This is a genomic window from Frigoribacterium sp. Leaf415, assembly GCF_001424645.1.
GTDB lineage: Bacteria > Actinomycetota > Actinomycetes > Actinomycetales > Microbacteriaceae > Frigoribacterium.
In genome coordinates this window covers 315,664-328,193 of record NZ_LMQR01000001.1, presented here as the reverse complement: position 1 = coordinate 328,193, position 12,530 = coordinate 315,664, and the positions used below count along the sequence as shown (strand labels likewise).

Below are 12,530 nucleotides of genomic sequence, written 5' to 3'. Positions count from 1 at the left end.
CCGAGGTCGGTGACGACCGCGCGCCTCCTCGGGTCCCCCGTCGAGGGGAGCCGAGGAGGCGCGGTGCGGGCGACCGGGGAGGTCAGGCCGGCGTCGACTCCGCTTCGACGGCGCGCGAGACGCGCACCATCTCGTCGCGCTCCACGACCTTGACTCGGGCTCGCTCGTGCTCGTGGGCCCCGCCGAGGGCGATCTCGTGCTCGTCGAGCCGGTGCCAGCCCTCGAGGTCGGTGTACTCGACGCCGCGCTGCTCGAGCAGGGCCGGGATGGCCTCGTCGGACGGGTCGACCGGCTGCCACCAGCTGGCCTGGTCGTTGATGAGGTGCTTGACGGTCTCCATCGCGTCGGACTTCGTGTGCCCGATGAGACCGACGGGGCCGCGCTTGATCCACCCGGTGGCGTAGACGCCGGGGACGATCTGGTTGTCGTCGCCCATCACCTGACCCTCGTGGTTCGGGATCACTCCGCGACGCTCGTCGAACGGGATGCCGTCGAGGGGCGAGCCGAAGTAGCCGACCGCGCGGTAGATGGCCTGGATCGGCACGTCGCGGAGCTCGCCGGTGCCCTCGACGCCGCCCTGACCGTCGGGCCGGGTGCGCTCGTACCGGAAGGCCGCGACACGTCCGTCGGCGTCGCCGACGACCTCGACGGGCTTGGCGTAGAAGTGCAGGTGCAGGCGACGCGACGCCGTGCCGACCTCGCGCTGCCGCCACTGGTTCAGCACCTTGTCGATGACGAAGACCTGTTTGTTGGTCGCGATGGCCGTCTTCGACGCCTCGTCGTGGTCGAAGTCCTCGTCGTAGACGATCATGTCGACGTCGCGCACCTCGCCGAGCTCGCGCAGCTCGAGCGGCGTGAACTTGACCTGTGCGGGACCTCGGCGACCGAAGACGTGCACGTCGGTGATCGACGACTGCTTGAGGCCCGCGTAGACGTTGTCGGGGATCTCGGTGGGCAGCAGGTCGTCGGCGTGCTTCGCCAGGATGCGCGACACGTCGAGGGCGACGTTGCCGACGCCGACGACGGCGACCGACGTCGCGTCGAGCGGCCAGGTGCGGGGGAAGTCGGGGTGGCCGTCGAACCAGCTGACGAAGTCGGCGGCGCCGTAGCTGCCCTCGAGATCGATGCCGGGGATGTCGAGGTCGGCGTCCTTGATGGCACCGGTCGAGAAGATGACGGCGTTGTAGTGCTTGCGCAGGTCGTCGAGCCCGATGTCGACGCCGTAGCGGACGTTGCCGAAGACCCGGATGTCACCGCTGTCGAGCACGTCGCGCAGGGCGTTGACGATGCCCTTGATGCGGGGGTGGTCGGGGGCCACGCCGTAGCGCACGAGACCGTAGGGGGCCGGCAGCTGCTCGAAGAGGTCGATCGAGACGTCGAAGGCCTTCTCGGCCTTCGCGAGGATGTCGGCGGCGTAGATGCCGGCCGGTCCGGCGCCGACGATGGCCAGTCGCAAGGTGGTCACGGGTTCTCCCTAGATCTGGGGTGGCTCGGCGAGGCCGGCCGGTTGGACGATGGTGCTCGAGGACGAGGAGGCGCGGTGCCGGTCAGGCGGAGCGCTCGACCACGCGATCGGCGAAGCGGGTGAGCGCCTTCTTGACGGGCCCGTCGGGCAGCGCCGCCAGGGCGTCGAGGGCCTCTCGGGCCCAGCGGTGGGCCTCGACCCGGGTGCGTTCGGTGACCTCGTGCTCGCGGACCCGTCGGACCAGGTCGGCGAACTCGTCGTCGAGGTGGGCCGTCGCGTCGGCGAGCGGTGCCGACGAGCCGCCCTCGGCGGTCGGCTCGACGCCCGACCGGTGCGCCGCCGCACGCGTGGCGTCGACGATGCGGTCGATCTCGGACAACAGGGACGACGCCTCGAGATCGGTCTGCGCCAGCTGACGCAGGTACAGCACCGGGAGCGTGACGACGCCCGCCCGCAGGTCGGTGCCGGCCTTCTTGCCGGTCTCGGCGGGCTGGTCGGACAGGTCGATGACGTCGTCGATCAGTTGGAAGGCGATGCCGATCTTCTCGCCGAACTCGGCGACGGGTGCGAGGTATTCGCGCGGTGCCCCGCTGAACATGACGCCGGCACGCGCGGCGGTCGAGATGAGCGACCCCGTCTTGTCGGCGAGCACGTCGATGTAGTGGGCGATCGGGTCGTCGCCCTCGCGAGGGCCGACCGTCTCGTGCAGCTGCCCGAGGCACAGGCGCTCGAAGGTCTCGGCCTGCAGCAGGATGGCCTCTTGGCCGAGGCCCGACACGATCGTGCTGGCTCGAGCGAACAGCAGGTCGCCGGCAAGGATCGCGACGTTGTTGCCCCACACGGTCTGGGCGCTGGGGACGCCGCGACGCATCTGCGCCTCGTCCATGACGTCGTCGTGGTAGAGCGAGGCGAGGTGGGTGATCTCGGTGGCCTGCGCCGAGGCGACGATGCCCGGCGTCGCGCCGTCGCCCAGCTGGGCGATGAGCAGTGTGAGGGTCGGTCGGACGCGCTTGCCGCCGGCGGCGAGCAGGTATCGCGTCGTGGCGTCGGCGATGTCGTCGGCGAAGGCGATCTCGCGCAGCAACCCCTCTTCGACGAGTTCGAGCCCGTCGTCGACCGCGGCCACGAAGCGACGCTCGGTCGGCGTGGCGAACAGCTTCTCGCCGAGACCGAGCGATCGACCCAGCGAGTTGCGCTGCGCCGGAGGAGCGCCGGCGTTCACGACGTGGCCCGCTTCGACCGCGAGGAGGCGCGCGCGGCACCCGACGCCGGCTTGCGACCGCGGTGCAGGGCGACGATGCCGAAGCTGAGGTCGCGGTGGGCTACGCGGGTGAACCCGGCACCGCGGATCCACTGGCTGAGGACCTGCTGCTCGGGCCACTGCTCGATGGACTCGGCGAGGTACGAGTAGGCCGGACCGTTGCTGCTCGTGAGCTTGGCGACGAGGGGCATGCCGTACCGGAGGTAGGCACGGTACGCGGCACGCAGCAGACCGAACGGCGGGGTGGAGAACTCGCAGACGACGAGGCGGCCGCCGGGCTTGAGCACGCGGTTCATCTCGGCGAGTGCGACCTTGGGCCGGTTGACGTTGCGCAGCCCGAACGAGATGGTGACGGCGTCGAAGGTGTCGTCGTCGAAGGGCAGCGACTCGGCGTTGCCCTCGACGAACTCGAGCTCGGGGTGGCGTTCGCGGCCGACCTCGACCATGCCCTCGGAGAAGTCGAGGGCGACGACCTCGGCACCCCGCTGCGCGATGGCCGCCGAACTGGTGCCCGTGCCCGCCGCGATGTCGAGGACCTTGTCGGCCGGACCGGCGCCGATCGCCTTGACGGTGGCGATGCGCCACAGGACGGCGTTGCCCGCCGAGAGCACGTCGTTCGTGCGGTCGTAATGGCGCGCGACGCCGTCGAACATCGAGGCGACCTCGTCGGGTTGCTTGTTCATGTCGGCCTTGGTCACGATGGTGGATCCTACCGTCAAGCACTGGGGGTGTCCCGAGTAGGGTCGACGAGTGAAGTCCCCCGCGTCCCGCGTTCCGTCACTCGCCGTCCGCACCACGCGCATCGACCACGTCAGCCCGTTGCTCGACGTCGTCGACCGGGCGCGTCCGCTGGTCTTCGTCCGCGGCGGGGCGGGCATGGCGGGCGTCGGCGAGGCCCTCCGCCTCGAGTTCTCCGGGCCCGGTCGCATGACCGAGGCCGCCGAGGCGTGGCGTGCCGTCGCGGCCGCCGCCACGGTGCACGACGAGGTCGGCGTTCCCGGCACCGGGTTGGTCGCGTTCGGCTCGTTCGCGTTCGACGACGAGTCCGCCGAGACGAGCGTCCTGATCGTCCCGAGCATCGTCATCGGACGGCGCGACGGGGTCGCGTGGATCACGCGGGTGGACGGGGCCGAGCTGCCCGCGGGGAAGCCGGTCGGCGCCTCCGTCCGTCTCTCGCTGGTCGACGGCACACTCGGTGCCGACGGTTACGCCGAGGCCGTGGGCCGGGCCGTCGACGCCATCGGCGACGGCCGCGTCAGCAAGGTCGTGCTCGCCCGCGACCTCGTGGGCACGTTGCCACCCGAGGCCGACCTGCGCCTCGTCGCCGCCACCCTGCTCACCGCCTACCCCGACTGCTACGCGTTCGCCGTCGACGGACTGATCGGGGCCAGCCCCGAGACGCTCGTCAAGTCCGAGCGCGGCGAGGTCTCGGCCCGGGTGCTCGCCGGCAGTGCGGCCCGTGGCGTCGACGCGGCGAGCGACGAGCAGGCCGCCCTGGCCCTGGCGACGTCCCCGAAAGACCTGGACGAGCACGCCTTCGCCCTGCGCAGCCTGCTGCTCTCGCTCGGGCCGCACGCCCGCGACGTCGTGACCGGCGAGCAGCCCTTCACCCTGCGCCTCCCGAATCTCTGGCACCTCGCGAGCGACGTGCGCGGCCGCCTCACCGACGGCTCGAGCTCGCTCGACCTGATCGCCTCGCTGCACCCGACGGCGGCCGTCGCCGGCACCCCGACGCAGGAGGCGCTGGCCCTGATCCGAGAGCTCGAACCGTTCGACCGTGGTCGCTACGCCGGCCCGGTCGGCTGGGTCGGTGCCGACGGCGACGGCGAGTGGGCCATCGCCCTGCGCTGCGCCCAGGTCGATCGGGACGGATCGGTGCGGGCGTTTGCGGGGGCCGGCGTCGTGGCCGAGTCCGTGCCCGAGCGCGAGGTCGCCGAGACGGCCATGAAGTTCCGCCCCGTGGTCGACGCCTTCAGCCGATGACCGGGTCCGTTCCCGCGCCCGGGTCCGCACCCAAGCCGGTGACGACGTGGTCGCGTCCGGTCGCCCTCGTCGTGGCGGCCGCGTTTTTCATGGAGAACCTCGACGCCACCATCCTGTCGACGGCCACCGCGACGATCGCGAGCGACTTCGCGGTCCAGCCCGCCCAACTCGGGCTCGCCGTGACCGGCTACCTCGTCGCCGTGGCGGCGTTCATCCCGCTGGGAGCCTGGCTCGCCGAACGCTGGGGCGCCCGTCGGGTGTTCCTCGCGGCGGTCGTGTTGTTCGTCCTCGCCTCGGTGGCCTGCGCCGCGAGCACCGACCTGGTCGCCCTCACGGCGTCCCGGGTCGTGCAGGGTCTCGCGGGCAGCATGATGGTGCCCATCGGCCGGCTGATCGTCCTGCGCAGCACCGAGAAGTCCGAGCTGATCCGGGCCATCGCCTATCTCACCTGGCCCGCACTCGTCGCGCCGGTCGTCGCGCCGCTGATCGGCGGACTGCTCACCGAGCACCTCGGCTGGCAATGGGTGTTCCTGGTCAACGTCCCGGTCGGCCTCGCCCTGCTCGTGGTCGCCTGGCGGGTCGTCCCCTCCCCCGAGGTCGGTGACCGCCGACCGCTCGACCTGGTGGGTCTGGCCCTCGTGGCCGGCTCGATCGTGGCACTGGTCCTGGCCTTCGAGCTGCTCGGCGAACCCACGACGCTCGTGCCCGGCGTGCTGCTGGTCGTCGCCGCGGTCGTGCTCGGTCTCGTCGCCGTGCGGTGGTTCCGCCGGGCGGCGCACCCGTTGCTCGACCTCGCGGCCTTCCGGATCGGGTCGTTCCGCGTGACCAACCTCAGCGGATCGCTCTACCGGGCCGTCGTGAACGGCATCCCCTTCGTCGTGCCGCTGCTGCTGCAGGACGGCTTCGGCTGGTCGCCCGTCGAAGCGGGTCTCATGCTCATGTGGGTCTTCGTCGGCAACCTGGCCGTGAAACCGTTCACGACGCCCCTGTTGCAGAGGTTCCGCGTCGTCCCGATCATCGTCGTCGCCACGGTGGCCCTCGCGGCGACCTTCGTCGCGGCCGCGCTCGTCGGTCCCGACACCTCGCCGGTGGTCGTGGCCGGGGTGCTGCTGCTCAGCGGCGTCTTCCGTTCCGTCGGCTTCACGGCCTACAACACCCTGCAGTTCGCCGACGTCCCGGCCGAGATGATCGGCCCGGCGAACGCCATCGCGTCCATCACGAGCCAGCTCGCCGTGGGGCTCGGCGTCGCCGCGACGGTGCTGGCCGTCCGCGTGGCCGACCTCGTGGCCTCGACCGACGGCCCGGCACCCGCGGCATTCGGGTACCAGGCCGCGTTGATCGTCCTGGCCGTGCTGGCCCTGCTCAGCCTGATCGAGGGTCTCCGGCTGCCCAAGGGGACCGGCGACGCGTTGCGGACCCGCGCCTCCTAGGCTCGTCCGGTCGGTACACGCGGCCGGATCACGGAGTCCTCGTGCCACCGGACGACGGACGGGGTCCACCGTCGGGTCGTCACCCACATCGGGCCGTGAGGCCTTCGACGCCGGCGCCCAGGGAGGTGGTGCCGCCCGCCAGCACGACGTCGAACGCCGCGCCGTCGAGCACGGCGCGGCGGACGCTCTCGGGGACGCAGGACTGCTCGCTGAGGTACAGCGGAGCCCCGGCGCGGGCCGCCGCCGCACCGGCCACCAGGGCGTCCGCGAAGCCCCGTCCGCTGGCCACGAACGCCGTCTCGCCCGGGCCGAAGTCCGCGTTGACGGCGACCGCGGTCGCGAAGCGGTCCGGGCCTGCGTAGCGTTCGTTCCAGGACAGGGACAGGAGTGAGTACGAGAACCCTTGGCTGACGGCGGCGTACCCGCCCACGATCGCCACGGGAGGTGCGCCGAGCGTCGTGACGAGGTCTCGGGTCGGCGCGTCGGCCTCGGCGGCCGTCCCGCGGACGAGCACCACCGGACCTCCGTCCCGAGCGGCTGCGGGGCCCGCGGACAGGGCATCGGGGAAGGTCGACCCGCTGGCGACGAAGATGCGCTCCGCCCCGTCCGAGAACGCCGAGAGTGCGAGCAGACGTGACGTCTCGTATCGGTCGGCACCCGCGATCCGTTCGATGGACGGCTGGAGCGAGGCGAGGTCGCGGAAGACGGACGCCGAGATCGCGGCCTCGCCACCGACCACGACGACGTGATCCGGCGACAGCCGGAGGATCTCTTCGCGGACGGCGGTCGGGACCAGGTCTCGGTCGACCAGGAGCAGGGCGCCTTCCTGATGCGCGGCTGCGGGCCCGGCGCTGAGGGCATCCGGGAAGTCCCGGCCGCTCGCGACGTACAGGACCGGCACCCTGGGGGTTGTGCCGGCGACGTCGGGGAAGCCCCAGGCCGACGACGACATGGCCGCGCTCGTGGCGAACCGGTCGGCGCCCGCGATCCGCAGGGAGGCGACCGCACGTTCCGGCAGCACGACGTCGAGGTCCGACACGGTCCCGCCCGGTGTGAGGACCACGTCGCGGGCCTCGCTGAAGCGTCGACCGGCCGGCCAGAAGACCGTCTCGTTCGTCCGCGTCGGCTCGTACGTCCCGAACGACAACCGATAGGTGCCGGCCGGGAGGTACCCGAAGCGCCACGCCCCGGTCTCCGACGGATAGACGAACTCGAAGTGGCGGAACGCTCCCGTCAGGGGTTCCAGGTAGAAGATCTCGATCCGGGAGCCGGGGGCCGTGGTCTCGACGCCGTTCACGAGTGCGCGGAACGTTCCCGAGAACGTTCCGGACAGGGCCAGCACGAGGTCCGATGCCACGGCGGCGGAGCCGGGGACCGGCACGACGACGACCGTCTGCACGGACCGCACGTAGATCGAGGGGAAAGACAGTTGGAGGCGGACAGTGTAGGTGCCGGGCACGAGGCCCGAGAAGGTGTAGGTGCCGTCCGGGCGGCGGTCGAGGGGTGCGGTCACCGCGGCCCCCGTCGGCCTGAGCGAGAGCACGAGCGTGCCGCCGGTCATGGGGATCGTGCCACCGTCCGCGGTCTGACCCAGCACCCGGCCCGAGATGGTCGAGGTCGCCGGCACGTCAGCCCGCGCGCTGGAGGGAGCGACCACGACCGATGCGACCAGAGAAAGGGCGATCATCGCCACGGCGGTCAGGAGGAACGGGCGGCGCGTCGAGAGCATGAGGCATTGTCACGGGTCGTCGACTGCTGGGACAACCACGCGTACCCCGTACCAACTGGTTCGGAACCCCTGCACGCCGCCCGGAATCGAGCCACGTCGCCTGCAGATCGGCGAGATCGTCCCCCGAGGCACGTCCCCGGTGACGGCGGTGCGGTTGCACAGCTCTACGAGGTGGCGAGCTTGGTCTTCTCGAGCTCGACGTCGAACCGGGCGACGGGCCAGTCGAGCCCGCGCGACGCGAGGGCGTCGATCAGCAGCTTCTGCACGGCGATCCGGGCGTACCACTTCCGGTCGGCCGGCACGACGAACCACGGGGCGGTCTCGGTCGAGGTGCGACGGATCGCCGTCTCGTAGGCGTCCTGGTAGTCGTTCCACACGAGGCGCTCCTCCAGGTCGCCGGGGTTGTACTTCCAGTGCTTGTCGGGGCGGTCGAGCCGGTCGGCGAGACGTTCCTTCTGCTCGTCGGACGAGATGTGCAGCATCACCTTGACCAGGGTGGTGCCGTTCGCGACGAGCTCGTCCTCGAACGCGACGATGTCGGCGTACCGCTGTTCGATGTCTTCGGGCGGGGCCAGGCGACGCACCTTGCCGATCAGCACGTCCTCGTAGTGCGACCGGTCGAAGACCCCGATCATGCCGGGGCCGGGAAGCTCGCGCCGCACCCGCCAGAGGAAGTCGTGCGCGAGCTCGTCGGGGGTCGGTGCCTTGAACGCGTGGTGCGCGACACCCTGGGGGTCGACGGCACCCACGACGTGCCGGACGATGCCGCCCTTGCCTGCGGTGTCCATCGCCTGCAGGACGAGCAACACGTTGCCGGTGCTGCCCCCGCTCCGGCTCTGGGCGAACAGCTTCTCCTGTAGCTCGCCCAGGGTCTCGCGGCCCGCCTCGAGCGCCTGCTGCGCGTACGCCTTGTCACCGGCGAACCCGGGCGTCGACGACGTGTCGACGTCGGCGAGCACGAAGCCCTCTCCCGCTCGGAGGGACTGGGAGGGCGGGGTCGTCCACGTCTTGGCCATGCCCTCGACCCTACGGCCGAGCGCGCCGGTCCGTGCCGCCGTGGGGCGGACGGTCAGCGAGAGAGGGGCACCTCGATGAGAACCGGGCCGTCGTACCGGGCCACGAGAGCCTGATCGAGTTCTGCCCGCGTGGCCGCCTCGACGTACTGCCAGCCGTAGGCCAGGGCGAGGGCCGAGAGGTCGACCTCGTGCGGGGTGAACTGCACGCGGGTCATCGCCTCGGGCGACGCCGTGGCCGCGACCTCGAGCCCGTCGAAGATGGTGCCGCCACCGTCGTTGCCGACGACCACCTGCAACCGCGGCCTGGTCTCGCCGAGGCCGAGGAGCATCGAACCGACGTCGTGCAGCAACGTCAGGTCGCCGACGAGCACCCGGGTGGTGCCGGCCGTGGGGTCGTCACGCTGGCTGGCGAGTGCGATGCCCGTGGCGGTGGCGATCGTGCCGTCGATGCCGGCCAGCCCCCGGTTGGCGTGCACGGGGATCTTCTTGCCCGGCACGATCTGGTCGAGTTCACGGATCAGTCGCGACGCCCCCAACACCAGGCGGTCGTGCGGCCAGCTGACGCGCCACAGGGCCTCGGCGAGGGCTCGTCGCGTCACGGGCCGCCGCAGCAGCTGGACCTCGCGGCGCAGGAACTCGGCCTGCTCGGCCGCTTCGCTGCGATCGGACGCACCCTCGACCGTGGTGTCGTCGGTGTCGTCGGCGTCCGGCCGGGCAGTGTCGGCCTCGGCCTCGAGCAGCCGACGGCCGGTGTGCACCCAGCGTCCCACCCACGCACGATGGACGGCGTCGTCGGTCGAACCGGACCCCGAGGAGGCGCGGGTCACCTGGACGGCCTCGACCACGCGGGCCGAGCGGCTCGGGTCGTAGGCCTCGGCCCCCGCCGCACGGACGACGACGACCTCGACCCCGTCACGGGTGAGCAGCGACGGGATCTGACGACTGAGGGTCGGGTGACCGAAGACCACCACACGACGGACGCGACCGCCGAAGTCGGCGTCGTCGAGCAGGGCACGGTACGACGAGACCAGGTGCGGCCCGAAACGTGCCCCGCTCGACACCTCGGCCACGAGAGGGGCGCCCAGCGCCCGGGCGACGGCCTCGGCCTCGGGGCCGGCGGCGTGCCCGGCGACGACCAGGGTCGCGGGGTCGACGTCCACCTCGAGGGCGACCGGTGCCGCGGCCGGCGCGATCTTGACGGGCTCGGGCTGGGCGACGGGCAGCGACTGCTCGCCGGACGACAGGGGCTCGCGGAACGCGACGTTCACCTGGACCGGACCGCGCGAGCGCCCGAGGGCACCGTGGGAGTCGCCACCGAGGGCCTCGGCGACGGCCTCGCGGGCGAGGGTGCGGACGGCCGCGTGGTCGACGGGACCGGAGCGCGGTGCCTCGACGTCGCGCACCCAGCCGACGGCGCTCGCGAAGAGGCCCGGTTGCACCGTGGTCTGGTTGGAGCCGATCCCGCGCATCTCGAGGGGACGGTCGGCGCTCAGCACGATCAGCGGCACACCCGAGTGGTGCGCCTCGAGCACGGCAGGGTGGAGGTTCGCCACCGCGGTGCCCGACGTGGTGATCACGACGCTCGGGACGCCCGTCTCGGCGGCGAGGCCCAGCGCGAGGAACCCACCCGAGCGCTCGTCGATGCGGACGTGGACCGACAACCGGCCGGCGGTCTCGAACTCGGCGGCGGCGAGGGCCAGGGCCTGGCTGCGGGAGCCGGGGCTGAGGACGACGTCACGGACACCGGCGTCGGCGAGGGACGCGAGCAGCGACAGGGCGTACTCGGTCGACGGGCTGGTCACTTACTGCTTGCCGGTCTTGTCGTCGTTGTCGAGGTCGAGCAGCTCTTGCTCGAGTCGACGGATGCGCTCGTCGGTCGTCTCGCGGTCGAGGTCGCTCGTCGTACGCCAGGACGTCCCCGAGAACTCGGGGTCGTCGTCGGGTGCGACCGTACGCGGGGCGGCGGAGCGACCGCTCTTGCGGGCCCGCCCGAGCACGAACCACAGCACGGCACCGATGACGGGGAGGAGGACAATGATGACGGCCCAGAGCGGCTTGTTCAGCGCCCGGAACCGCGAGGCGTCGGCGAACAGGCAATCGATGAGCGCGAAGATGACGAATGCCGCCGCGGCGACGATGCCCACGATGAAGAGCCTGACCATGGACCGAGCCTAGTTCTCGATCCGGTGCAACGCCTGATGGTCGGTCGGCCGTTGCGGAGCTGTGACGTACGGCTCCCGGCGGTGCTGCACCGCGCCTCCTCGGCCCCACGGGTCGGGTCATGGCGGGCCGTCCGCCGCGCGGCGGGCGCACACCTCGCGGACCGTAGACTCCTCGTCGTGAAACCCTGGCTCAAGTACTCGATCGTCCGCCTCGGCCTGTTCGCCGTCGTGCTGGGCCTCTTGCTGGTGCTGAGGTTCGACCCCTTCTGGGCCACGCTGATCGCGGCGGTCGTCGGCTTCTGCGTCTCGTACCTGTTCTTCGCCCCGCTGCGCCGCAAGGTCGCCCTCGACCTCGCCGACCGCCGGTCGCGCCCGGCGAAGCTCGACGACGACTCGGTCGCCGAGGACGAGGCGATCGCCGACGACGCCGATCGCGCGCGCCGCACCGACGACCAGGCCTGACCCTCCCGGGCCGAGCGCCCGGGGCAGACCCCTGGACGACCAGCCCCTAGAAGAGCAGACCCCTAGAAGAAGAGCGCCGCCGACAGGGCGAGAGCCCAGACCAGGGCCGTCAGCGACGACAGCTGCAGGGCGAGGATGAGCTCGCGAGGGGTCTTGCCCGTGACGCCGATGACCGCGGCGGGCACCGCGACGATCAGCGTGAAGTAGACGTAGGGCGCGTGCAGGTACAGGAACGCGAAGTACACGAGGATGAAGAACGGCAGCAGCAGGAAGAGCGCGTAGAGCGCTCGCGCCACCGGGTCGCCGACGACGACCGCGAGGGTGCGCTTGCCGGCGGCGGTGTCTTGCGGGATGTCGCGCACGTTGTTGATCATCAGGACCGCGCAGGCGAACAGTCCGGCGGCGACGCCCGCCACCCAGGCGTCGAACGGGAACTCGCGCAACTGGACGAACGTCGTGCCCACGGTGGCGACGAGCCCGAAGAACACGAAGACGAAGAGCTCGCCCAGGGCGTTGTAGCCGTAGGGCCGTTTGCCGCCCGTGTAGAACCAGGCGGCGACGACCGCCGCGGCACCGACCGCGAGCAGCCACCAGATCTGGGTGATGACGACGACCACGACACCGGCGACGGCCGCGAGGGCGAAGAACGCCAGCGCCACCTTCAGCACGGTCTTCGGACGCACGCTGCCCGAGCCGGTCAGGCGCGAGGGCCCGACCCGGAAGTCGTCGGTGCCGCGGATGCCGTCCGAGTAGTCGTTCGAATAGTTGACGCCGACCTGGAGGAACACCGCGACGGCGAGGCAGAGCAGCGCCAGGGTGAGGTCCCAGCCGCCGTTCGCCCGGGCGACGCCGGTGCCGAGGGCGACCGGGGCGATGCCCAGCGGCAGGGTGCGCAGGCGCGCACCGCCGATCCAGTCGCCGGCCGTCACGCGACGGACCGGCTGCTTGCCGGGCCGCCCGCCGGGTCGGCCACCGGGGCGGCCGCTGCGCTTGGGGGTCGGGGTCTTCGTCTTCGCCACGGG

Annotated in this window: 11 protein-coding genes; 3 read left to right on the top strand and 8 right to left on the bottom strand. The window is 71.8% G+C overall.

The annotated features are described in order from the left end of the window. Positions 1-82 precede the first annotated feature (82 nt). The 3 genes from ASG28_RS01575 to ubiE form a co-directional block, all read right to left on the bottom strand. Entirely contained in the window at positions 83-1,465 is a 1,383-nt protein-coding gene (locus ASG28_RS01575; RefSeq protein WP_055971276.1) for an FAD-dependent oxidoreductase, read from the bottom strand. 82 nt (positions 1,466-1,547) lie between these two features. Next, on the bottom strand, positions 1,548-2,687 hold the full coding sequence (locus ASG28_RS01570) for a polyprenyl synthetase family protein (RefSeq protein WP_055971273.1): 1,140 nt from the start codon (positions 2,685-2,687) through the stop codon (positions 1,548-1,550). Next, positions 2,684-3,424 carry a bifunctional demethylmenaquinone methyltransferase/2-methoxy-6-polyprenyl-1,4-benzoquinol methylase UbiE gene (gene ubiE / locus ASG28_RS01565; protein ID WP_235477462.1) on the bottom strand — a complete coding sequence of 247 codons (741 nt, stop codon included), beginning with the start codon at positions 3,422-3,424 and terminating at the stop codon, positions 2,684-2,686. Before ubiE ends, ASG28_RS01570 begins: the two co-directional genes overlap by 4 nt. Positions 3,425-3,476: 52 nt before the next feature. On the opposite strand from ubiE, the gene ASG28_RS01560 reads away from it, so the two are divergent. Beyond that, on the top strand, positions 3,477-4,709 hold the full coding sequence (locus tag ASG28_RS01560; RefSeq protein ID WP_055971270.1) for an isochorismate synthase: 1,233 nt from the start codon (positions 3,477-3,479) through the stop codon (positions 4,707-4,709). Continuing rightward, a complete protein-coding gene (locus ASG28_RS01555) occupies positions 4,706-6,139 on the top strand; it encodes an MFS transporter (RefSeq protein WP_055971267.1) in 1,434 nt (477 codons plus the stop codon). Before ASG28_RS01560 ends, ASG28_RS01555 begins: the two co-directional genes overlap by 4 nt. Before the next feature lie 79 nt (positions 6,140-6,218). Here ASG28_RS01555 and ASG28_RS01550 read toward each other — a convergent pair whose 3' ends face one another. From ASG28_RS01550 to ASG28_RS01535, 4 genes are all read right to left on the bottom strand, one after another. Continuing rightward, a complete protein-coding gene (locus tag ASG28_RS01550; RefSeq protein WP_055971264.1) occupies positions 6,219-7,868 on the bottom strand; it encodes a cell wall-binding repeat-containing protein in 1,650 nt (549 codons plus the stop codon). Positions 7,869-8,032: 164 nt separating this feature from the next. After that, the gene (locus ASG28_RS01545) at positions 8,033-8,884 is read right to left on the bottom strand and encodes a PPK2 family polyphosphate kinase (protein WP_055971261.1); all 852 of its coding nucleotides are present in this window, start codon (positions 8,882-8,884) and stop codon (positions 8,033-8,035) included. A gap of 53 nt (positions 8,885-8,937) precedes the next feature. Next, the gene (menD, locus tag ASG28_RS01540; RefSeq protein ID WP_055971258.1) at positions 8,938-10,686 is read right to left on the bottom strand and encodes a 2-succinyl-5-enolpyruvyl-6-hydroxy-3-cyclohexene-1-carboxylic-acid synthase; all 1,749 of its coding nucleotides are present in this window, start codon (positions 10,684-10,686) and stop codon (positions 8,938-8,940) included. Then, positions 10,687-11,046 carry a PLD nuclease N-terminal domain-containing protein gene (locus ASG28_RS01535; RefSeq protein ID WP_055971254.1) on the bottom strand — a complete coding sequence of 120 codons (360 nt, stop codon included), beginning with the start codon at positions 11,044-11,046 and terminating at the stop codon, positions 10,687-10,689. A 177-nt stretch (positions 11,047-11,223) separates the two neighbouring features. Here ASG28_RS01535 and ASG28_RS01530 point away from each other — a divergent pair, with 177 nt between their 5' ends. Continuing rightward, entirely contained in the window at positions 11,224-11,508 is a 285-nt protein-coding gene (locus ASG28_RS01530; protein WP_055971251.1) for a DUF4229 domain-containing protein, read from the top strand. A 62-nt stretch (positions 11,509-11,570) separates the two neighbouring features. On the opposite strand, the gene ASG28_RS01525 is transcribed toward ASG28_RS01530, so the two are convergent. Further along, on the bottom strand, positions 11,571-12,527 hold the full coding sequence (locus ASG28_RS01525; protein ID WP_157485605.1) for a 1,4-dihydroxy-2-naphthoate polyprenyltransferase: 957 nt from the start codon (positions 12,525-12,527) through the stop codon (positions 11,571-11,573). Positions 12,528-12,530 lie beyond the last annotated feature (3 nt).

Bases quoted from the DNA above. Each gene is read 5' to 3' on its own strand.
- ASG28_RS01555 (WP_055971267.1), top strand. From the start codon at position 4,706: ATGACCGGGTCCGTTCCCGCGCCCGGGTCCGCACCCAAGCCGGTGACG.
- ASG28_RS01550 (WP_055971264.1), bottom strand. From the start codon at position 7,868: ATGCTCTCGACGCGCCGCCCGTTCCTCCTGACCGCCGTGGCGATGATC.
- ASG28_RS01545 (WP_055971261.1), bottom strand. From the start codon at position 8,884: ATGGCCAAGACGTGGACGACCCCGCCCTCCCAGTCCCTCCGAGCGGGA.
- ASG28_RS01535 (WP_055971254.1), bottom strand. From the start codon at position 11,046: ATGGTCAGGCTCTTCATCGTGGGCATCGTCGCCGCGGCGGCATTCGTC.